Origin of the sequence: Actinacidiphila epipremni, from assembly GCF_012034175.1 — a bacterium.
Taxonomy (GTDB): Bacteria; Actinomycetota; Actinomycetes; order Streptomycetales; family Streptomycetaceae; genus Actinacidiphila; species Actinacidiphila epipremni.
In genome coordinates, this window is sequence record NZ_JAATEJ010000005.1 from 122,779 (window position 1) to 142,754 (window position 19,976).

A 19,976-nucleotide genomic window follows, 5' to 3' on the forward strand; every position below is an offset into this window, starting at 1 on the left:
CGGCGGGCGGCTCACCGCGCAGCCGGCCGAGGTCGCGCAGGACCTCCACGGCGCTGTGGGCGCTGTGGCCGGCGTCGAGCTGGAACCGGCGCTGGAGGCGGGCGGCGCGCGCGGTGAAGGTGTCCTCGCCCTCCATCGGGCCGGTGTCCGCCTCAAGGAGCATCAGGCCGGTGAAGTCCGCGACGAGCCGCGCCAGTTCGGGGTGGTCGCCGTGGCGGTCGAACAGCGGGACGTTGAGCAGGAAGCGCGACCGGTCGCTCCACCGGCCCAGTGTCTCGGCGAAGGCGGTGGCCAGCGTCATGGAGGGTGTCAGGCCCCGCCGCCGACCGCGCTCGGCGAGCCGCTGCCAGGCCGCCGCGGGCAGCCGGTGCAGGCGCCGGGTGAACCGGGGGGCGCGGCCGAGGGCGGCGGGGTCCACGGCCAGCGGCAGCCGCGGCCCGCCGGCGGGCAGGTCGGCCAGCCGGGCGGCCCAGTGGGCGCGGGCGCGCGCGGCCTCCGCCGCGTCCGGGCCGGCCAGGTGCGGTGCGATGGCCGTGGTGATCGGCGGGAGGGCGCGTCCGTCGTACAGCGCGGCGAGGTCGGCCAGCAGGATCTGCAGGCTGAGCACGTCGGCGGCGATCAGGTCCAGGTTCAGGTGCAGCCGGGTGGCCCCGCCGGGCAGCAGCGTCAGGCGCAGGTCGAACATCTCGCCGGCCTCGACGTCCAGCCGCCGGTGGGACAGCTGCTCGCGGATCGCTTCCGCGGCCTTCGCCGCGCCGCCCGCGGTGGTCTCGTCCCGCAGGTCGTGGACGGTGGGCCCGGGCCAGTCCGGCTGCGGGCGTATCCGCTGCCGGCCGTCGTGCAGCACCTGCCCGCGCAGCATCGCGTGCCGGGCGACCAGTTGCCGCGCGGCGGCGGCCAGCCGCGCGGGGTCCACGCCGGCGCCGTCGAACTCGCAGTAGGCGTGGCAGCCCACCCCGCCGAGCGGCATGCCGTCCTTGCGGCCGAGCCAGTACGCCCGCTGGACGGCGGTGAGCGGGAACGGCTCGCCCGTCTCGCCGCCCTCCGGCGACGGCGCGGGCACGGCCGGTACGGGCGCGGCCGGCGCGGGGGCTCCGGCCGCGGGCGTGGCCGCCGGTCGCAGCGCCTGCCACCACGCGCCGAGGGTGGGCTGCTCGGTCAGCTCGGCGAACGTCACCGGCAGGCCCGCCCGGCGCCAGCCGGTGACCAGGCGCATGGCGGTGACGGAGGTCAGCCCGAGCGCGATCAGGTTGTCCGTGTCGGCGACTTCCGAGGGCTCCAGGTCCAGCAGCGCCGCAAGCTGGGCCCGCAGTTCCTCGCGGTCGCCGGGGGCAGCGGCGCTGGCGGCCTCGGCGGGGCGTCCGTGCGCGTCGGACACGCGGTTCCTCCTGGAATCGGGACGGCCCGGCTGCGTGGTCCGCCCGGGGGGGCGCACGCAGCCGCGGATTTGTCTTCGCAGCGGAACTTCAGCGCGAGTTAGGCTAGCCTAATTCAGCACCCCGCGCGACACCTGCCGAAATACTTCCGCAATAATCTGGTGGACAGTACCCGTGACGTGCGAATATCGTTCGCAAAGTTCCCGCGGGTGAGGATCCTGGAGGGGATCGATGCTTGACGGCTGCACCGCAAGATGCCAGTCTGAGATGACCGAGTACCGCCAATCCGGCTACTGGAAGGGGGAGCTGCTCGGCTCTTCCCTGCGTCGATGGGCCCGTGAACAGGGCAAACGCACCGCACTCGTCGGTTCGCGGACGCGGCTCAGCTACGCGGCACTCGACGCCTGGGCGGACCGGCTGGCCGCGGGATTCCAGGCCGCCGGAATCAGGCCACGTGAGCGAGTGGTCGTACAACTCCCCAACATTCCGGAATTCGTCGCCATCTGTTTCGGCCTATTCCGGTGCGGTGCGATCCCGGTTTTCTCACTGCCCGCCCACCGGAATAGAGAAATCCGCCACCTGGCCGAAATAGCGGAGGCGTCGGCAATCATCGTGCCCGCCGTGCTGCGCGGTTTTGACCACCGCGCCATGGCCGCCGAGGTGTGCGACGCGGTGCCGAGCGTGCGGCAGGTCGTGGTGGTGGGGGAACCGGGCCCGGGACAGCGCGCGCTGGCCGAGATGGACCTGCCGGGCTCCGAGGCCGGCGCCCCCGATCCCCCGGGCGACCCGGCCGACGTCGCGTTCTTCCTGCTGTCCGGCGGCACGACCGCGCTGCCCAAGCTGATCCCGCGCACCCACGAGGACTACGGCTACCAGCTGCGCGCCGCGGCCGAGCTGTGCCGGCTCGGCCCGGACGCGGTCTACCTCGCGGTCCTCCCGGTCGCCTTCAACTTCACCTGGGGCTGCCCCGGGGTGCTCGGCACGATGGAGGCCGGCGGCACCGCCGTCCTCGCCGGCGACCCCAGCCCCGAGACGTGCTTCGCGCTGATCGCGCAGGAGCGGGTGACCCTGTCCTCCGTGGTGCCGACCGTCGCGCATGTCTGGCTGGAGGCCCTGCGGGACCTGGAGCCGCCGCCGGACCTGAGCAGCCTGCGGGTGCTCCAGATCGGCAGCGCCAAGCTGCACCGCGAGGTCGCCGAGCGCATCGGGCCGGCCTTCGGCTGCCGCCTCCAGCAGGTCTTCGGCATGGCCGAGGGCCTGCTCACCATGACCCGTCACGACGACCCGGAGGAGAGCGTCCTGACCACGCAGGGCCGTCCCCTCTCCCCCGCCGACCGCCTCACCGTCGCGGACCCGGTGACCGGCCGGCCCGTGCCCGACGGCGCGGTCGGCGAGCTGCTCACCCGGGGGCCGTACACCCTGCTCGGCTACTACAAGGCGCCCGAGCACAACGCCCGGGCGTTCACGGCCGACGGCTGGTTCCGCACCGGCGACCTGGTGCGGCTGACCGGCCGCGGCGAACTCGTCCACGAGGGGCGGGTCAAGGACGTCGTGGTGCGGGGCGGCGACAAGATCTCCGCCGCCGAGATCGAGGGCGAGCTCGTCCAGCACCCCGCCGTACGGCAGGTCGCCGTCGTGGCGGTCCCCGACCCGCTGCTCGGGGAGTGCACCTGCGCGTGCGTCGTGCCGGGCGGCCGGCCGCCGCGGCTGGTCGAGCTCAAGCGGATGCTGCTGGAGCGCGGGCTCGCCGAGTACAAGCTGCCCGACCGGCTGGAGGTCTACGACACTTTCCCGCTCACCGGGCTCGGCAAGGTCGACAAGAAACTGCTCGTCGCCGACGTGCAGGCGCGCGACGCCGCCCGCGTCCCCGGCTGACCGCCCGGCCCAGGCCCTTGCCCATCAGGACCGGCGCCTTCGACAAGGCCCGAAGGCGCCCCCATCCCCGGGGAGTTGCTGCACCATGCCCTCTGCTCGCCCGTACGACGTCCCGTTCGCCCGCCGCGGGAGCACACTCGACGACCAGGAACTGGCCGCGGTCACCGAGGTGCTGCGCTCGGACCACCCCCTGTCCGCCGGCCCCTGGCGCACCCGCTTCGAGGCGGAGTTCCGCGCCTACACCGGCACCCGGCACGCCCTGTCGGTCACCAGCGGGACGGTGGCCCTGGAGATAGCCCTCGGCCTGCTCGACCTGGAACCCGGCGACGAGGTCGTCGTCACGCCCCAGACCTTCCAGGCCACCATCCAGCCGCTGCTGGACCGTGACGTGCGCGTACGGTTCTGCGACGTCGATCCCGTCTCGCTCAACGTCGACCCCGGCAGCCTCGCCTCGGTGATCACCGCCCGCACGCGTGCCGTCATCCTGGTCCACTACGGGGGCTGGCCCGCCGAGATGGCCTCCATCCTGCGGATCGCCCGCGAGCACGGCGCCCTGGTGGTCGAGGACTGCGCGCACGCGCTGGGCGCGGAACTGGACGGGCGGCACCCCGGAGGGCTCGCGGACATCGCCTGCTGGAGCTTCCACACCTCGAAGAACATCACCACGCTCGGCGAGGGCGGCATGCTCACCACCGACCGGGACGACTGGGCCGAGCGCATCGACCGGCTGCGCAACAACCGGGTCGACGCCGACTTCACCGCGGTCGCCCCGCCGCCGGGCATCGAGCCCGCGCTGCTGGCGCACATGCCGTACGCCGAGTACGTCTACCGCGGCACGTGCGACCGGCACCGCCGGGCCGGCACGAACGCCACGCTCTCCGACGCCGCGGCGGCGGTCGGCTCGGTGCAGCTGCGCAAGCTCGACGGCTTCGTCGCCCGGCGGCGGGCGATCTGCGCCCGGCTGGACGAGGTGGCCGGCGCGCTGCCCGACGTCCCGATCCGCCTCCAGCGCCCGAGGGCGGGGGTGGGGCACGCCCAGCATCTGTACACCTGCTTCGTGCCCGGCGGCCAGGAGCGGCGGCGCGAGCTGGTGGAGGCGCTGGACCGCCGCGGGGTGGAGGTGCAGCTGCGCTACTTCCCGCTGCACCTGGTGCCGGAGTGGCAGGCGCGCGGCCACCGGCGCGGCGAGTGCCCGGTCGCCGAACGGGTCTGGTTCGAGGAGCACCTGAACCTGCCCGCGCACCCGGGGCTGTCGGACGCCCAGGTGGACCGGCTCACCGAGGCGTTCGCCGACAGCCTCACCGAGGTCTACCGCAGCCGCCCCGCGGCGGCCCGGGCACCGCAGGTCGCCCGCACCCGCTGACCGGGCGCGCGGGCCAGGACACCGACAACCGGAAAGGGACAGCTCATGCCGTTGGTCCAGATTCAGCTGCTGGAGGGCCGGATCGCCCCCGGCGTGGAGAGCAGGCTCATCGAGGAGTGCACCCGGGCCGTGGCCCGTGTGCTGGGCGAGGAGGTCAGGGAGAGCACCTGGGTCGTCGTGCAGCCGGTGCCCGCCCACCGCTGGGGCGTCGGCGGCCGTCCGTGCGGCGCGCCTGCCGCCGCCCCCGGCGCGCCACCGGCCGAGCACGCCTGACGCGGCGGGCGGCCCGGTCACGCCTTCTCCGCCGTGGGCACCTCGCCGGGGGCGGCAGCGGGGGCGGCCAGGACCGGGCCGCCCCTGGCGCGTACCCGTGCCGCCAGGCACAGCAGGGCGCCGACGGCGGCGACGCCGGCGCCCACGGCGAAGGCGGCCGTGAAGCCGTGCTCGGCCGGCAGCACGGTGCCGGGCAGGGCTGCGGAGGCCAGGACGGCGGTGCCGAGCTGGCTGCCCACCGCGCCGCCCACCGTACGGGCGACGGTGTTCACCCCGTTGGCGGTCGCGACCTCCTCGGGGCGGGTGTGAGCATGGATGAGCGCCGGGAGAGCGGCCATCGCCAGGCCCGACCCTGCACCCACCAGCGCGTAGATGACGGTGACCTGCCACGCCCCGGCGTGCGCCGCCGCCAGCAGCGCGCCGCCCGCCGCGGCCAGGGCGAGGCCGAGCCCGAGCACCGCGGCCGGGCCGCGCCGGGTCACCGCCCGTCCCGCCGACGAGGACGCCGCCAGGCCCAGCAGCGTCCCGGGCACCATCACCAGCCCGGCGCCGGTCACGCTCATGCCGAAGCCGTAGCCGAGCAGCCGGGCGTCCTGCGGCGGTAGCCCGCGTGGCAGTTCGGCGAGCTTGGGCACCAGGACGTAGAAGACGAACTGGTTGGCGCCCAGCATGAACGCCCCGAGGTGGGCCACCAGGATGGGCCGCTGCGTCAGCAGGCGGACGTCGATCATCGGCTCGGCGGCCATGCGCTCGCGCACCACGAAGGCGGCGAACAGCGCCACCGCCGCGCCGAAGAGCCCCAGCACCCGGCCCGAGGTCCACCCCCACGGCGAGCCCTCGGTCAGCGCGAGCAGCAGCGCGGTCAGGGACAGGCCGAACAGCCCGGCGCCCGGCAGGTCCAGCCGCTCGGCGCGGCCGGGGGGACCGGCGGGGACGGCCCGGGTCATCAGCAGCGCGGCGGCCACCAGGACGGCCCCGGCCACGAACAGCCAGCGCCAGGAGGCGTGGTCGGCGATCAGCCCGCCGCACACCAGCCCCACGCCCGCCGCGCCGCCCACCAGGCCGGAGGTGAGCCCCAGGCTCGCGGCGACCCGGTCGGCGGGCAGTGCCTCGCGGATCAGGCCGAAGGCCAGCGGCAGCACCGACAGCGACACGCCCTGGACGGCCCGGAAGGCGATCAGGGCCCCGATGTCCCAGGCCGCGGCGCAGCCGATCGTCCCGGCGAGGTACACCACCAGGACCGCCACGAGCACCTTGCGGCGGCCGTGGCTGTCGCCGAGGCGACTCACCACGGGCGTGAGGACGGCGCTGGCCAGCAGGGTGCTGCTGAGCACGGCCCACGAGGCGCCCGCGGCCGTGGTGTGCAGCTCGCGCTGGAGCACGCCGATGGTCGGGACGAGCATGGTCTGCATCAGGGCGTACGACAGGACCGCGAGCACCAGCGCGGTCATGATCCGGGCGGGGCTGCCCTGCGGTGAGGCGGGCCCGGCGCCGGGGCGTCCGGGTGAACCGTCGGCGACAGGCACGGGGCTCATGTCCTCCTTCGTCCGAGGGGGCGCGGCCGGGGAGAGCCGCGCCCCTAATTTGCGAATTGCGTTCGCAATATGCTCGACGATAGCTCAGCCGTACCTGCCCGGGCAAGCGCCGCCGGCTGCGGCTACGCTGCGCTCGATGACGACTCCTACCGACGACCCGGACGACCCCGGCAGCGCAGGCCCGAGGAGGCGGGGCAGGCCGCCGGTGCTGTCCCGGCAGCGGATCGTGGCCGCGGCCCGGGAGGTCGCCGACGCGGAGGGACTGGACCGCCTCACCGTCCGGCGGGTCGCGGACGTCCTCGGCGGCGGGCAGGCGTCGTTGTACCGGCACATCAGCGACCGCGGCGAACTGCTCGGCCTGCTCGCCCACGACGTCGCCGTCAGCCTGCCGGTCGGCGAGGCCCCCGGCCGGTCGCCGCAGGCCATGGCCTCCTACTGGCAGCAGGCGCACGTCTTCCTGGCCGCGCACCCCTGGGCGCCGCGCATCATCGCCGGCGGCGAGTACGTGCTCCCCGAGGCCGCGCCCTTCGCCGCCCGGGCCCTCGAAGGGCTGGCCGAGCTGGGGCTGCCGGGGCACGAGGCGTTCCGCGCGTACCGGGCGGCCTGGAACCTGATGCTCGGCCACCTCCTCAACGCCCACCCCGTGGGGCACCACGCGGCCCGGACCCGCGGGGACTCCCGCGACGGCGGGGACCCGGGGCAGGACGGCGCACAGGACGACTTCCTGTGGTCGCTCGAACGGCTGCTCCAGGGGATCCTGGCCGCCACCGCCGGCCGGCCCGCGGGCGGCCGGGCCGGCGACACGCCGTAGCGGTGGTGCCCCCGGGGGGTGTCCCCTCGGGTCAGGCGTCCGGCCGGCGCGGGTGGGGCACCGGCAGGGACTGCTCGACCCAGATCGTCTTGCCGGTGTCGGTGTAGCGGGTGCCCCAGCGGCGGGCGAGGCGGCCGACGATGTAGAGGCCGCGGCCCCCCTCGTCGAGCAGGCGGGGCAGCCGCATGTGCGGTGCGGTGCTGCTGGTGTCGGAGACCTCGCAGATCAGCGCGTCGGTCCTGATCAGCCGCAGGACGACGGGCGGGGAGGCGTGCCGTACGGCGTTGGTGACCAGTTCGGTGACGATCAGCTCGGTGGCGAACACCTCGTCGTCCAGCCCCCATTCCGCCAGCTGCCGGCTCGCCGCCGCGCGCGCCCGGCCGGGCGACCTGGCGTCGGCGGGGTATTCCCACGCGGCCACGTGGTCGGCGGTCACGGCGTGGGTGCGGGCGAGCAGGACGGTCACGTCGTCGTCGCTCTCCTCGGGCGCGAGGGCGTAGACGTCGTCGCAGATCCGTGCGAGCGGCCGGTCGGCCGGGGCGAGCGCCGCGGCGACCTCGGCGAGCGCGGACTCGGGCGCGCGGTGGCGCAGGTCTAGCAGCCCGTCGGTGAACAGGGCCAGTACGGTGCCCTCGGCGACGTCCAGCGTGGTGGCGTCGAAGGGGGTGCCGCCGATGCCGAGCGGCGGGTGCTCGGTCAGCTGCGGGAAGTCGACGCGGCCGTCGGGCCGCAGCACCGCGGGCGGCGGGTGGCCGGCGGCGGCGAACGTGCAGGTGCCGGCGACCGGGTCGTACACGGCGTAGAGGAAGGTCGCGCCGAGGTCGCGCGTCTCGTCCTCCTCGGCCAGTTGCGCGGCCAGGTCGTCCATCCGGGAGAGCAGCTCGTCGGGCGGCAGGTCCAGGTCGGCGAGGGTGCGCACCGCGGTACGGAGCCGGCCCATCGTGGCGGCGGCGTGCACGCCGTGGCCGACGACGTCGCCCACGACCAGGGCGACCCGGGCGCCGGACAGCCGGATGACGTCGCACCAGTCGCCGCCGACGCCGGCCTCGCTGTCGGTGGGCTCGTAGCGGTGGCACACCTCGACCGCGTGGTTGCCGCCGAGCGAGGCGGGCATGAGCCCCTGCTGGAGTCCGAGGGCGACGTCCTGCGCCTTGTTGAGTCTGCGCTCGCGGGCCCTGGCCTGGCTGAACAGCACGGCCGTCGCGGAGGCCACGGCGAGGAAGGCGACCTTGATCAGCGTCACGTCCACGTCGTCGTCATCGTGCCGGGACAGGCCCATGACCGCGTACAGCGCGACCGTGAGTGTCCCGATCAGCGCGGTCAGCTGGACGCCGTGCACGGCGGCGGCCAGGAACGGCACGACCGACAGCAGCAGCCCGTAGTGGTCGCCGGGCGGCGTCACCAGCAGCAGCACGCCGGCGAGGACCAGTACGGCGAACGGCAGTACCCGGGCCACGACGACGAGCGCGTCGGACCCTGCGCGCGGGGCGGGGGTGCCGGCGGCACGCATGTGTTACCGCCGCCTCCCGCGCGAGGTCATGGCACCGGTACGCGGCCTTGGTGCGGCCAGTACCGGACGCCCGGCACGTGCGGGTGATATATCCATATTGTCTAGGTTACGTGACCGGGCTGGCCGATCCGGGCCGGAGGACGAACTCGCCCGGCACCATCAGCGTGGACCTGCGCGGCAGGCGCTCGGCCATGTGGTCACGCAGCTCCTCCGCCGAGACGCCGCTCGCGGTGTGCACCCGGGCCACCAGGACCTCCCGGCCGCCTTCCGCGCGGACCGCGGCCTCGGCGGACCGCACGCCGGGGTGGTCGGCCAGCGCGGCGGCGATCTCCGGGAGGCTGATCCAGCAGCCGTCGCATCGCGTCAGCCCCGCCGCCGGCTGGACCGGCGCGGGCGCGGGGAGCGCGTCGAGGCAGGTGCCGCCGGTGTCCGCGAGGTGGCGGAGCGTGTCGTCCAGCCAGTGCACGACCGCTTCCGGGTCCTCGACGTACCGCCGGTCGACGGCCAGCACGAGCGCCTCCTTCTCGGACACGACGCTGAGCTCGCACGTCGGGCCGTGGCCGGCCGGCCGGGTGAAGGCGGTGCCGCTGATCCGGTCGCCGGCGTCGCCCGCGCCGGGCGGCGCGGGGGTGCCGGGCAGGTAGTTGACGAAGACCTGGTCGCGGAAGCGGATGCCGCGGCGGCGCTCGGCGGCGCGGACGACGTCCTCGTACTGCCGGTTGGAGAAGCCGGCGTTGCGCATCGCGCCCATCGTGGCGCGCAGGGCGCGCCGGGCGAGGGCGGGGAAGTCCGGGCCGCCGGACAGGTCCACGGCGAGCGGGACGGAGCGGGCCATCCGGCCCACGACGGTGTGCTCGGCCCGGTCGGTGCGGTTGGACACCTGCATGTGGAAGCGGCAGCGGTCGAGCCCGGTGGCGAGGGACAGGTGCAGCGAGAGGGCGGCGAGCCACACCGCGGGCTCGGTGGCTGCGTGCCGGGCGGCGAGCGCGCGGGCGGCGGCGAAGGCGGCGGGCGCGTGGAGGTAGGTGGAGGTGAAGTGCGCCGCGTCGTCCCGTCCGCCCTCGACGAAGAGCGCCTGCGGTGCCCGGTCGTGGCACTGCTGGAGGTACCGCAGGGCCTGCTCGTTGCGCCGCCTGCCCTCGGGGGACGACTCCTTCGCCGCGACATCGCCCGGCTGCATCGGGTACGGCCGCTCCACCCGGCCGCGGGTGAGCGCTTCCAGCAGCTCGTCGTGGAGCAGCCGCAGGCTCCACTGGTCGGTGGCGATGTGGTGGAAGAGCAGGACCAGCGCCCGGCGCCCGCCGCAGCGGACCAGGCCGGCGCGCACCGGGGGGTGCGCGGCGAGATCGAAACGCTCCTGGGCGAGGCGGTCCAGCAGCGCCCGCTTGGCCTTGCCGAAGCCCTCGGGGGCGCTGTCCACCGCCTCGACGGGCACATGCGCGTCGTCGTGCACGATCTGCACGGGGGTGCCGGCCGGGTCGGTGCCGACGGTGGTGCGCAGGCCCTCGTGCCGTCGTACGACCTCGGCCAGCGCGTCCTCGGCCGGCAGGACGGCGCGCGACGCGTCGAAGTCGACCGTCAGCTGCTGCAGCATCCAGGACGGTACGGGCGCGTCGCCGAGGCCGCGGTGGATCCGCCACATCCCCTCCTGCCCGCGGGTCAGGTACGTCGGCGTCACCGTCTGCTTCCTCCGTGGGCGGGTGGTGCCGGCCAGTGCCGGTCGGCGCCAGTCGGGGTGCCGGTCAGGTCAGGACGGCGCCGCCGCCGGTGCGGCGTTCCCGGTTGCGGCGGTTGTCCAGGTGGACGAACACGCGGTGCAGCCAGCGGTCGGTGCCGTCGTAGCGCGGGGTGAAGGCGCCGCGGCCGTGCACGACCAGCCGGTTGTCGAGGAAGACCATCTCCCCCGGCCGCAGTTCGGGATCGCCGTGCACCGACTCCAGGGCGGCGCCCAGGTGGTGCAGGGCGGTCGCGCCCTCGTCGTCGAGCGCGCGGGTGGCGTGGAAGTCCACCCGGATGTCGGGGTCGTCGGGGTGGCCGGTGAGCACCGGGTGGCTCGGCGAGCGGTCGGCGTTGCGGAACGACGGCGGCGCGGCCGTCTCGAACCGCGGCTCGCGCAGCACCGCGACGTCCTTGTCGGACAGCAGCGGCAGCGCGCGCCGCACGGACGCCACCGTGGTGCCCACGCCCTCGCGGGCCGGGCGCAGGCACAGCAGGCCCACGTAGTCCGGGCGGTGCGGGTGGTAGGCGTTCTCGGTGTGGAACTCCAGCGACACCGAGCCGCCGTTGCTCTGCGAGGTCTCCAACGCCCGTACGGGGACGACGTTCTGGACGAGCGAGCCGCGCTTCTCGTCGCGGTAGGCGACGATCTCGCCGAGCTGCAGCCCGATGAGCATCGCGACGGCCGCGGGCAGGGTGGCGTCGGGTTCCGCGGACTCCGGCACGTGCGGGGTGGGCGGCAGCGCGTCGGCGGCGATCGGCAGGCCGCCGACGAGCAGCAGGCCGTCCGCGCCGGGGTCGTTGCGGTACGCGCGGACGGTCTGCCGCAGTCTGAGGGGCAGTTCGCAGCTCGCGGCGCGCGCGGCGGCGACCCAGCCGGGGTCGTCGACGGCGCGCGGCTCGATCCGGGAGAGCCCGTCGGCCAGGGCGGCGACGCCGGCTGCCTCGTCCGGCGTGAGCCGGATCCGCACGCTGCCGCGCGCCGGCGCGTCCGTCGCAGTGGCCGGTCCTGCCGTCACGTCCGTGTCCCCTCGTCGTCGGCCGGGCCGCCCGGGCCGTGCGCGCCGCGATGGCGCAGGCGTGCTCCGTGCGTCACACCTTCGTCACCGACCGCACAGCGCTTCCAGGCACGGCGACCGGCAAATCACCCGGGGCAACTTGCCGCCCCGCTGCCTGGCTTGCACACGCACGCGGGCGCGAAGCTCACGAGCCGGTGCTCCGCGGCGAAGGGCGCGGCGCCGCACGCGGTACGGCGTGCGGGCCCCGCCCCGCCCCGGCGCCGTCCGGTCGGCGCACGGCGGGAGACGGCAGGGGAAGGTGACCGAAGTGACCAGGGCGGTGAGCGGACTGCCGGCGGGCTTGCCCACGTACGCCGTCGAGACCCTGATGTGCTCGCTGTGGAGCGGGTACTTCGGGCGCCCGGTGGAGCCCGACGACGACTTCTTCGACCTGGGCGGCGACTCCCTGGCCGTACTCGACATCGTGCCGGCCGCGCGCGAGCACGGGCTGGAGCTGCGCGCCTCCCAGGCACTGCGGCACCCGACGCCCGCGCGGCTGGCGGAGGCCCTGACGGCGCCCGAGCCCGGCCGGCCGGCGCCGCGGCGGCTGCTCGACCTGGTGACGGCGGCGCTGGACGGGGCCGCGGCGGGTGAGGCGGCGGTGGGCGGGGCGCTGGACGAGGCCGCGGCGGGCAGGCCCGGGCTGGGCGATGGCTCGGCGGCCGGGGGCGCGGTGGAAGGCGCGGGCGGTGCTGAGCCGCCGGAGGCAGGCGCCGGGAGGCCGCTGTTCGTCGTGCACTCCGACAGCCACCGCGCCGCCGAGCATGCGGCGCTGCTCCGCTTCGGGCTCGGCCGCCCCGTGCAGGGCGTCCGCCTGCCGGGCCTCGACGGCACGGTCACGGACGGCCCGGGCGTCGTACGGGCGGCAGGGCGGGTGGCCGAGGCGGTACGGGCGCGGCAGCCCGGCGGGCCGGTCGCGCTCGCCGGTTTCGGGCTCGGGGCGGTCTTCGCGTACGAGGCGGCATGCGCGCTGTCGGCGGCCGGGCGGCGGGTGGAGCCGCTGGTCCTGGTGTCGCCCGCGCTGCCGGGCGCCCCGGTGCCGCCGCGCAGCACGCTCGCGGCCGAGCGTGTGGCGGTGCTGGGCGCCAGGTTCGGGCTCGGGGACGACGACGGCCCGCGCGAGTTGCTGGAACGGGCCCACGCGGCGGGCTGGTTCACGGACGTGGCGTCGGCGGCGGACCTGGTCGCCGCGCAGGCGGCCTGGGTGGAGCTGACCGCGGCGGTCGCCGGGCACCGGCCCGGCGGCTTCGCGGGGCGCGCGCTGCTGGCCGCCGACGCGACGCGGCTCGCGGCGGCCGAGGAGGTGTGGCGGCCCGCCCTGGGCCCGGTCGAGGTGTGCCGGCTGGAGCACGGGCTGCGCTCGCCGACCGGCGCGTTGCGCGATCCGCGGCTGGCCGCGGCACTGCGAAAGGAGTGCGGGGCGTGAACGCTTCCCGGCCGCCCGGCGAGGGCGCCCTTGCGGTGCCGCCGTCGCGCTGGTTCGCACGGCCGCGCAAGGTCCAGGACCCGGCGCTGCGGCTGCTGTGCTTCCCCCATGTCGGCGCCGGCGGCGCGGCCTTCAACGCGTGGGCGGAACTGCTGCCGCCCGGCGTCGAGTTGTGCGCGGTGCGCTTCCCCGGCCGGGAGAACCGGCTGCACGAGCCGCTGCTCGACGATCCGGGGCAGGCCGTGGACGCGGTGCTGGCCGCGCTGCTCCCGCTGCTGGACCGGCCGTTCGTCCTGCTCGGCCACTGCTCGGGCAGCGTGCTGGCGTACGAGTGCGCCCGCCGGCTGCAGCTCGGCGGGCACCCGGCGCCGGCCCTGGTGGTGGTGTCGTCGGCCGAGGGGCCTTCGGTGCGGCACATCGCGGACCCGTTGCACCTGCTGCCCCGGGCGGAGCTGCTGGACCGGGTCGTGGGCTACGGCGGCATGCCGGCGCAGGTGCTGGCCGACCCGGACCTGAGGGCGATGGTCGAGCGGCTGCTGCGGGCCGACTACCGCGTGGTCGAGCGGCTGCACTACTCCCCCGGCCCGCCGCTGACCGCCCCCCTCACGGTGATCGGCGGCCGGCGCGACCGCTTCGTCCCCGAGCCGGCCCTCGCCGCATGGGCCGCGGAGACGACGGCCGCTTTCGCGCTGCGCATGCTGGACGCCCCGCACTACCTCCTCGCGGACGCGGGCCCGGCCGTGGCCGGCCTGGTCGAGGAGCTGCTGGCGACGCTGCCGGACGCGGAGGTGCGGGCGTGAGCGGCGAGCGTACGGTGACCCTGCCGACGGCGTGGCGGCCGGCGGATGCGGGGGACGCGGTGCAGTCGACGGCCGCGACTCCGGTCGGAGGCCCGCCGGGCGCGGTGCGCCCGGCGAACGGGCAGCGCCCGGGGCACGCGCCGGACGCGCAGAACTCACCGGGCGTGACCGATGTGGGCACCCCCGCGCGCGCCGAGCACCCGGCAGCCGAGCAGGACCCGGCAGCACACGCAGCGGACGCGCACGGCCCGGCCGGCACGGCTGACGCAAGCACCCCCGCACACACCCGGCATCCGGCAGCCGCACAGGACCCGGCCCGCGTGGCGGGCACGCACGACCCGGCCGGCACCGCCGGCGCCCAGGCCCCGGCGCACGCCGAGAGCCCCGCGGGGCCGGCAGGTGCTGGCGGCGCACCGGACGCCGTGCCGCCCCGCACCGTCGTGCTGGCCACCGACGCAGCCGTGCCCATGGTCGTCGCGGCGCACCTCAAGGTCCTGGGCATGCTGTCGGAGGACCGGCGGTTCCGTGCCGCCGTCCGCCTCGCAGGCGGCGCCGAGCGTGAACTCACCGTCGCGCTCGACGCGTTGGGCACTTGGCGCGAGCTCACCTCCGCGCTGGCCCGGCTGCTCGCCGGCACCGGCACCGGCGGCACCAGCGGGGCGGTCGGGTGGGCGGCGGGCGGGCCCGGGGCGGAGGACCGCGCGGCGGGCGTGCTGCTGGACCTCGGCGGCGGGGCGGGCGGCGGGGCGGCGTACGGGGTCGTCGTGGCGGTGGAAGCCGGCGGGCTGCGGCTGACGGCGGACCGGCGCGCGCTCTCCGCCCCGGGCTTCGACCGGCTCACGGGCCTCTACCGCAGCGCGCTGGAGGCCGCCGCCGACCCGGAGGGTGACGTCCAGGCGGCCTGCCTCCCGGACGAGGAGCGCCGCGACCTGCTCGGGCGCCGGGCCCGCGGCGGCCGGGCCGAGGAGTCGCCGGACACCGTGCTGGACCTCTTCCAGGCGCAGGCCCTGCGCACCCCCGGCGCCCCGGCGCTGCGGTGCGCCGACGGCGCCGTCCTCGGCTACCGGGAGCTGGACGCGCGCTCCGAGCGGGTCGCGGCGGCGCTGGCGGCGCTCGGCGCGGGCCCCGGCCTGCCGGTGGGCGTGTCGCTGCGCGCCGGGCCCGACCTGCTGCCCGCACTGCTGGGCGTGTGGAAGACCGGGGCGGCGTATCTGCCGCTGGACGTGGGCCTGCCCGCGGCCCGGCTGCACGGCATGGCGTCGGCCGCGCGCTGCCGCCTCGTCGTGACGCACAAGGAGCACCTGCCGCTGTGGGACGGCGTCCCGGGCGTCGAAACGATGGTGCTGGACGCCGCCGTCCCGGACGCGCCGGCCCCGGACCCGGCGGTGCGGCCCGGCCCGGCCAGCCCCGCGTACGTGATGTACACCTCGGGCTCCACCGGCCGCCCCAAGGGCGTGCTGGTGCACCACGGCGGGCTCGCCAACTACCTGCGCTGGACGGCCGGCGCCTACGCCGCCCGGGGCACCGGCGGCGCGCCCTTCTTCGGCTCCATCGGCTTCGACCTCGGCGTGCCGAACCTGTTCACCCCGCTGCTCGTCGGCCAGCCGGTGCACCTGCTGCCCGATCCGCTCGACCCGGCGGATCTCGGGGCGCTGCTCGCGGCGGGCGGCCCGTACAGCTTCGTCAAGTGCACGCCCGGGCACCTGAACATGCTGAGCCTGGACCTGACGCCGGCCCAGGCGCGCGATCTCGCCGGGCTGGTCATCGCGGCGGGCGACGCCTTCACCGGCGCGCTGGCCCGGCGGTGGATCGAGCTGGCCGGGCCGGACGGGACGCCGGTCGCGACCGAGTACGGCCCGACGGAGATCACCGTGGGCAACTCCGGCCAGCAGGTGGCCGACCCGGACCCGCACGGCCTGATCCCGCTGGGCCGGCCCATCCCCGGCACCACGATGTACGTGCTGGACGGGGCGCTGGAGCCGGTCCCGGTCGGGGTGCCGGGGGAGGTGTACGTCGGCGGTGCCGGCGTCGCGCACGGCTACCTGGGCGAGCCCGCCCTCACCGCCGGGCGCTTCCTGCCCGACCCGTACGGCGTCCCCGGCGCGCGGCTGTACCGGACCGGCGACCGGGCCCGCTGGACGGAGCGGGGCGAGCTGGAGTTCCTCGGCCGCACCGACCACCAGGTCAAGATCCGCGGCTACCGCATCGAGGCCGGCGAGGTGCGCGAGGCGCTGCGCCGTACGCCCGGGGTCGCGGACGCGGTCGTCGCGGCGGTGGGGCAGCCGGTGCGGCTGGCGGCCTTCCTGCTCCCGGCGCCGGGGCAGGTACCGGACGCCGCGCGGACCAGGGCCGCGCTGGCCCGGCGGCTCCCGGAGTACATGGTCCCGTCCGAGCTGGTCGTCGTGGACGGCTTCCCGCTGACCGCGAACGGCAAGGTCGACCGGCGGGCGCTGGCCGCCCGGCTGACCGGCCGGGGCGGTACGGGTGCCGGCCGGTGGTTCGGCGCGGCGGACGACGACAGCGAGGAAGGGAGCACCGTGGACGCCCAGTCCCCCGGGGAGGCGGCCGAGCCGCCGTACCACGTGGTGGTCAACCACGAGGGGCGGTATTCGGTGTGGCCGGCGCTGCGCGAGCCGCCGCCGGGCTGGGAGCGCGAGGGCCCGGCCGGCAGCCGGCAGGCGTGCCTGGCCCGGATCGCCGAGGTGTGGCACGACCTGCGCCCGCTCGGCGTCCGCGACGGCACGACCGCGCCGCCCTCGTCCCGCGCGGGGAGGTAGCCGGTGTCCGCGCTGCTGCCCGAGCTGGTCCTGGAGTCGATCGGCCGCCACCCCGGCTCCCCCGCCGTCCTCGCCGCGGGCGAGGTCGTGACCTACCGCGAGCTGGGCGCCCGGGCCGGGCATGTCGCGGCGGCGCTGCGGGCCCGCGGCGCCGGCCCGGAGTCGGCGGTCGGCGTCCTGGTCTCGCCCGGCCCCGACCTGGTGGCCGCGCTGCTGGGCGCCTGGCTCGCGGGCGCCTGCTACGTGCCGGTCGACCCGCTGGCGCCGCGCGAGCGGCAGGCCGGGGTCCTCCGACTGGCCGGCGCCGCGGCGCTGCTGACCGACCGTGCGGACGGGCTGCCCGAAGCGCCGGTCCCGGTGGTGCGGGTCAAGGCGCCGGGCTCCGCACCTCTCCCGCCGCCGCGGACCCCGCCCCAGCGGGCGGCCTACATGGTGTTCACGTCCGGCTCCACGGGCACCCCCAAGGGCGTCGTCGTCGAGCACGCGGGCATCGCCAACCGGGTGCTGTGGGGCGTCCGGGCGCTGGGCCTGACCCCGGCGGACCGGGTCCTGCAGAAGACGCCGCTCACCTTCGACGCCGCGGCGTGGGAGGTGCTGGCGCCGCTCGTCGTCGGCGCGCCCGTGGTCTTCGGCCGGCCCGGCGCGGGGCGGGACGCGACCGAGCTGGTCGCCTCGCTGCGGGAGACCGGCGCGACGGTCCTCCAGGTCGTGCCGTCCATGCTGCGGCTGCTGGCGGTCGAGCCGGGCCTGGAGGACTGCACGGCGCTGCGCACGCTGTGCTGCGCGGGCGAGCCGCTGCCCGCCGAGCTGTGCCATGCCGTACGCGCCCGCGTGGACGTGGAGATCTGGAACACCTACGGGCCCACCGAGTGCGCGATCGACGTCACCGCCGCCCGTTTTGACCCCGCCCAGCGCACCGGGCAGGTGCCGATCGGCCGCCCCGTCGACGGCATGCGGGTCCGGCTGCTGCCCCCGGGTGCCATGCCCGGCACACCGCCGGCCGGCGGCCGGGACCACGACCCCGACGCACTGTTCGAGCTGTACGCGGCCGGTCCCGGGGTGGCCCGCGGCTACCACGGCGACCCGGCGCAGACCGCCGAGCGCTTCCTGCCCGACCCCGCGGGCCCGCCCGGCGCCCGGATGTACCGCACCGGCGACCTGGTGCGGCAGTCCGCGGACGGCACGCTGTCCTTCGCCGGCCGGGCGGACGCCCAGCTGAAGATCAACGGCGTGCGGATCGAGCCCGGCGAGGTCGAGGCCGCCCTGGAGCGGCACCCCGCGGTCGTCGCCGCGGCGGCGGCGCCGGTGGACGACCCGGCGGGTGTGCGCCGGCTCGGCGTGTGGCTCGTCACCCGCGACGGCGGCGAACCGCCCGGCCTGCTGGACTTCCTGCGCGGCAGCCTGCCGGCCGCGCTGGTGCCGTCGGTCGTGACGACCGTCGCGGCGCTGCCGGTGACCGGCAGCGGCAAGACCGACCGCTCGCGGCTGCCGGCACCGGACTGGACGCGCCCCGCCGGGCAGGGCGAGACGGCGGGCGTACCGGTGACCAAGGAGCAGGAGCTGGTGCTCGCCGCCTGGGAGGAGGTGCTGGGCGTGACCGGCGTCGCGCTGGACGACGACTTCTTCCGGCTCGGCGGGCACTCCCTGCTCATGACCCGCCTCGCGGCGGTCCTGGCCGAGACCGCCGGCGCGGAGGTCGACTTCCGGGACCTGCTCTTCGCGGCGACCCCGCGCGGGCAGGCCCGGCTGCTGGTAGAGGCCGCCCGGGTGCGGCCGATCGACGTGCTGCCGGAGGAGGCCCGGGTCCCGCTCTCGCCGGCGCAGGAGCGCTTCTGGCTCCAGGACCGGCAGGACCCCGGCAGCCCCGAGTACCTGCTGCCGGTGCTGTGCCGGCTGCCCGCCGACATCCCCGAGGCGGCGGTCCGCCGGGCGGTGGACCGGCTCGCCGCCCGGCACGAGCCGCTGCGGACGCGGTACGCGATGGACGGCGACGGGCTGCACGCCGTCGTGCTGCCCGCGCCCGGCCCGCACGGCTTCGTCCCGGACTTCGCGGCCGTGGACACGACACCGGAGCGGGTGGCCGGGCACGTACGGGAAGCCCTCGCGCGGGGCTTCGACCTGGCCGCCGCTCCCCCGGTGCGCCATCTGCTGGTCCGCGACGGCGGGCCCGAGCAGCTGCTGGTGGTGGTGAGCCATCACATCGCGTCGGACGGCTGGTCCTCCCGGGTGCTGGAACGCGACCTGCGGGCGCTGGTCGCGGCCGAGGCCGGCGGCGGACCGGCCGCGCTGCCCGAACTGCCGCTGCGCCACCGGGACGCCGTCGCCTGGCAGCGCGACCGGCTCACCGGCGCGGTCGCCGCGCGGCAGCTCGGCTACTGGCGCACGGCGCTGGAGGGCGTGCCGCCGCTGGTGCTGCCCGGCGCGCCGGCGCGGCCCCGGCACCGGGCGATCGAGGGCACCGGAGTGGAGGTCGCGGTGCCGGCCGGGGACGCGGCGGCGCTGCTGGCGGTGGGCCGGGCGGCCGGAGTGCCCGCACACGGGGTGTTCCTGACGCTGTGGACGGTGCTGCTGGCCCGGGCCGCCGGGCAGTGGGACTTCGCGGTCGGCACCCCGCACGCCGGCCGCGACCGGCCCGAACTGCACGATCTGGTGGGCCTGTTCATCAACGTGGTGGCGGTGCGCGCCGGTCTCGCGCCGGAGCTGTCCTTCCGTGCCGCCGTCGAGCGGGTCGGGCAGGTGTGCCGGGCGGCGTTCGCGCACAGCGCGGTGCCGTTCGAGCAGGTCGCCGAGGAGGTGGAGCCGGTCCGCGACCGGTCCCGTACCCCGGTGTTCCAGACGCTGTTCACGCTGAGCGGCGACGGGCTCGTCGGCCAGCGGGTCCTCCCGGAGGACCTGCGGCTGCTGGCCGAGGCGTGGCGGGTGGCCCGTACCGATGTGGCGCTCACGCTGTGGCCGGGCGACAACGGGGGCTACGGCGGCGCGCTGGAATACGCGGTGGGCGTGCTGCCGGACGCCGCCGCCGCGGAACTGGCTGCGGACTTCGCGGTGTTGGCGGCGCTCTTCGCCGCGGACCCGGAGGCGGCGGTCGGCGCGCAGCCGCACCACCCGCCGGCCGCGGGCGAGGAGGATGCCCCGCAGGAGGAGGGGGACGGGCCGGCGGCGGGGTCGCTGGTGGCGGAGACCGTCCTGGGGTTCGTCCGCGCGGTGCTGGAGCAGGACGACGTGGGCCTTGCGGACGACGTCCTGCGGCGCGGCGGCAACTCCCTCGCGGTGGCGCGGCTGCTGTGGAACGTCCAGAACGCCTTCGGGGTCGAGGTGTCGATGCGGGTGTTCTTCGACCGCCCCACCGCGGCGGCGCTGGCCGGCGAGGTCGAACGGCTGCTGCGCGCCGACCTGGACGCCCCGGCCGCCTCCGCCGGCTGACCCTCCCCCCCACCTCCTGCAGGAAGGCGACTG

The 19,976-nt window shown here is 76.7% G+C and carries 12 protein-coding genes and 1 pseudogene; 8 read left to right on the forward strand and 5 right to left on the reverse strand.

The genetic code is table 11. The annotated features are described in order from the left end of the window. Window positions 1-100: 100 nt before the first annotated feature. Window positions 101-1,435: pseudogene (locus HCN08_RS37060) on the reverse strand (phosphopantetheine-binding protein); the annotation flags it as partial. A 208-nt stretch (window positions 1,436-1,643) separates the two neighbouring features. On the opposite strand from HCN08_RS37060, the gene HCN08_RS09115 reads away from it, so the two are divergent. The 3 genes from HCN08_RS09115 to HCN08_RS09125 all read left to right on the forward strand — a co-directional run bounded on the left by HCN08_RS09115 (window position 1,644) and on the right by HCN08_RS09125 (window position 4,887). After that, window positions 1,644-3,251 (forward strand): (2,3-dihydroxybenzoyl)adenylate synthase, encoded by a 1,608-nt coding sequence (locus HCN08_RS09115; protein ID WP_240969924.1) that lies wholly within the window; start codon window positions 1,644-1,646, stop codon window positions 3,249-3,251. An 85-nt stretch (window positions 3,252-3,336) separates the two neighbouring features. Continuing rightward, on the forward strand, window positions 3,337-4,614 hold the full coding sequence (locus tag HCN08_RS09120) for a DegT/DnrJ/EryC1/StrS family aminotransferase (RefSeq protein WP_167982426.1): 1,278 nt from the start codon (window positions 3,337-3,339) through the stop codon (window positions 4,612-4,614). A gap of 45 nt (window positions 4,615-4,659) precedes the next feature. Beyond that, a complete protein-coding gene (locus HCN08_RS09125) occupies window positions 4,660-4,887 on the forward strand; it encodes a tautomerase family protein (RefSeq protein WP_167982427.1) in 228 nt (75 codons plus the stop codon). A 17-nt stretch (window positions 4,888-4,904) separates the two neighbouring features. On the opposite strand, the gene HCN08_RS09130 is transcribed toward HCN08_RS09125, so the two are convergent. Beyond that, window positions 4,905-6,422, reverse strand: a complete 1,518-nt coding sequence (locus HCN08_RS09130) for an MFS transporter (protein WP_167982428.1) — start codon at window positions 6,420-6,422, stop codon at window positions 4,905-4,907. Between the two features lie 136 nt (window positions 6,423-6,558). Here HCN08_RS09130 and HCN08_RS09135 point away from each other — a divergent pair, with 136 nt between their 5' ends. After that, window positions 6,559-7,233 carry a TetR/AcrR family transcriptional regulator gene (locus HCN08_RS09135; RefSeq protein WP_167982429.1) on the forward strand — a complete coding sequence of 225 codons (675 nt, stop codon included), beginning with the start codon at window positions 6,559-6,561 and terminating at the stop codon, window positions 7,231-7,233. Between the two features lie 31 nt (window positions 7,234-7,264). On the opposite strand, the gene HCN08_RS09140 is transcribed toward HCN08_RS09135, so the two are convergent. The 3 genes from HCN08_RS09140 to HCN08_RS09150 all read right to left on the reverse strand — a co-directional run bounded on the left by HCN08_RS09140 (window position 7,265) and on the right by HCN08_RS09150 (window position 11,478). Further along, the gene (locus HCN08_RS09140) at window positions 7,265-8,743 is read right to left on the reverse strand and encodes an ATP-binding SpoIIE family protein phosphatase (RefSeq protein ID WP_206318562.1); all 1,479 of its coding nucleotides are present in this window, start codon (window positions 8,741-8,743) and stop codon (window positions 7,265-7,267) included. A 106-nt stretch (window positions 8,744-8,849) separates the two neighbouring features. Then, window positions 8,850-10,421, reverse strand: a complete 1,572-nt coding sequence (locus HCN08_RS09145; RefSeq protein ID WP_167982430.1) for a condensation domain-containing protein — start codon at window positions 10,419-10,421, stop codon at window positions 8,850-8,852. 64 nt (window positions 10,422-10,485) lie between these two features. Then, window positions 10,486-11,478: a TauD/TfdA family dioxygenase gene (locus HCN08_RS09150; protein WP_322974335.1), complete on the reverse strand. Its 993-nt coding sequence runs from the start codon at window positions 11,476-11,478 to the stop codon at window positions 10,486-10,488. A 307-nt stretch (window positions 11,479-11,785) separates the two neighbouring features. Here HCN08_RS09150 and HCN08_RS09155 point away from each other — a divergent pair, with 307 nt between their 5' ends. The 4 genes from HCN08_RS09155 to HCN08_RS09170 are packed head-to-tail and all read left to right on the forward strand — an operon-like array spanning window position 11,786 to window position 19,943. Further along, window positions 11,786-12,943: a phosphopantetheine-binding protein gene (locus HCN08_RS09155; protein ID WP_167982431.1), complete on the forward strand. Its 1,158-nt coding sequence runs from the start codon at window positions 11,786-11,788 to the stop codon at window positions 12,941-12,943. Further along, entirely contained in the window at window positions 12,940-13,743 is an 804-nt protein-coding gene (locus HCN08_RS09160; RefSeq protein ID WP_167982432.1) for a thioesterase II family protein, read from the forward strand. The genes HCN08_RS09155 and HCN08_RS09160 overlap by 4 nt, the downstream gene beginning before the upstream one ends. Beyond that, window positions 13,740-16,520 (forward strand): amino acid adenylation domain-containing protein, encoded by a 2,781-nt coding sequence (locus HCN08_RS09165; RefSeq protein WP_167982433.1) that lies wholly within the window; start codon window positions 13,740-13,742, stop codon window positions 16,518-16,520. The genes HCN08_RS09160 and HCN08_RS09165 overlap by 4 nt, the downstream gene beginning before the upstream one ends. A 3-nt stretch (window positions 16,521-16,523) precedes the next feature. Next, a complete protein-coding gene (locus HCN08_RS09170; protein ID WP_167982434.1) occupies window positions 16,524-19,943 on the forward strand; it encodes a non-ribosomal peptide synthetase in 3,420 nt (1,139 codons plus the stop codon). Window positions 19,944-19,976 lie beyond the last annotated feature (33 nt).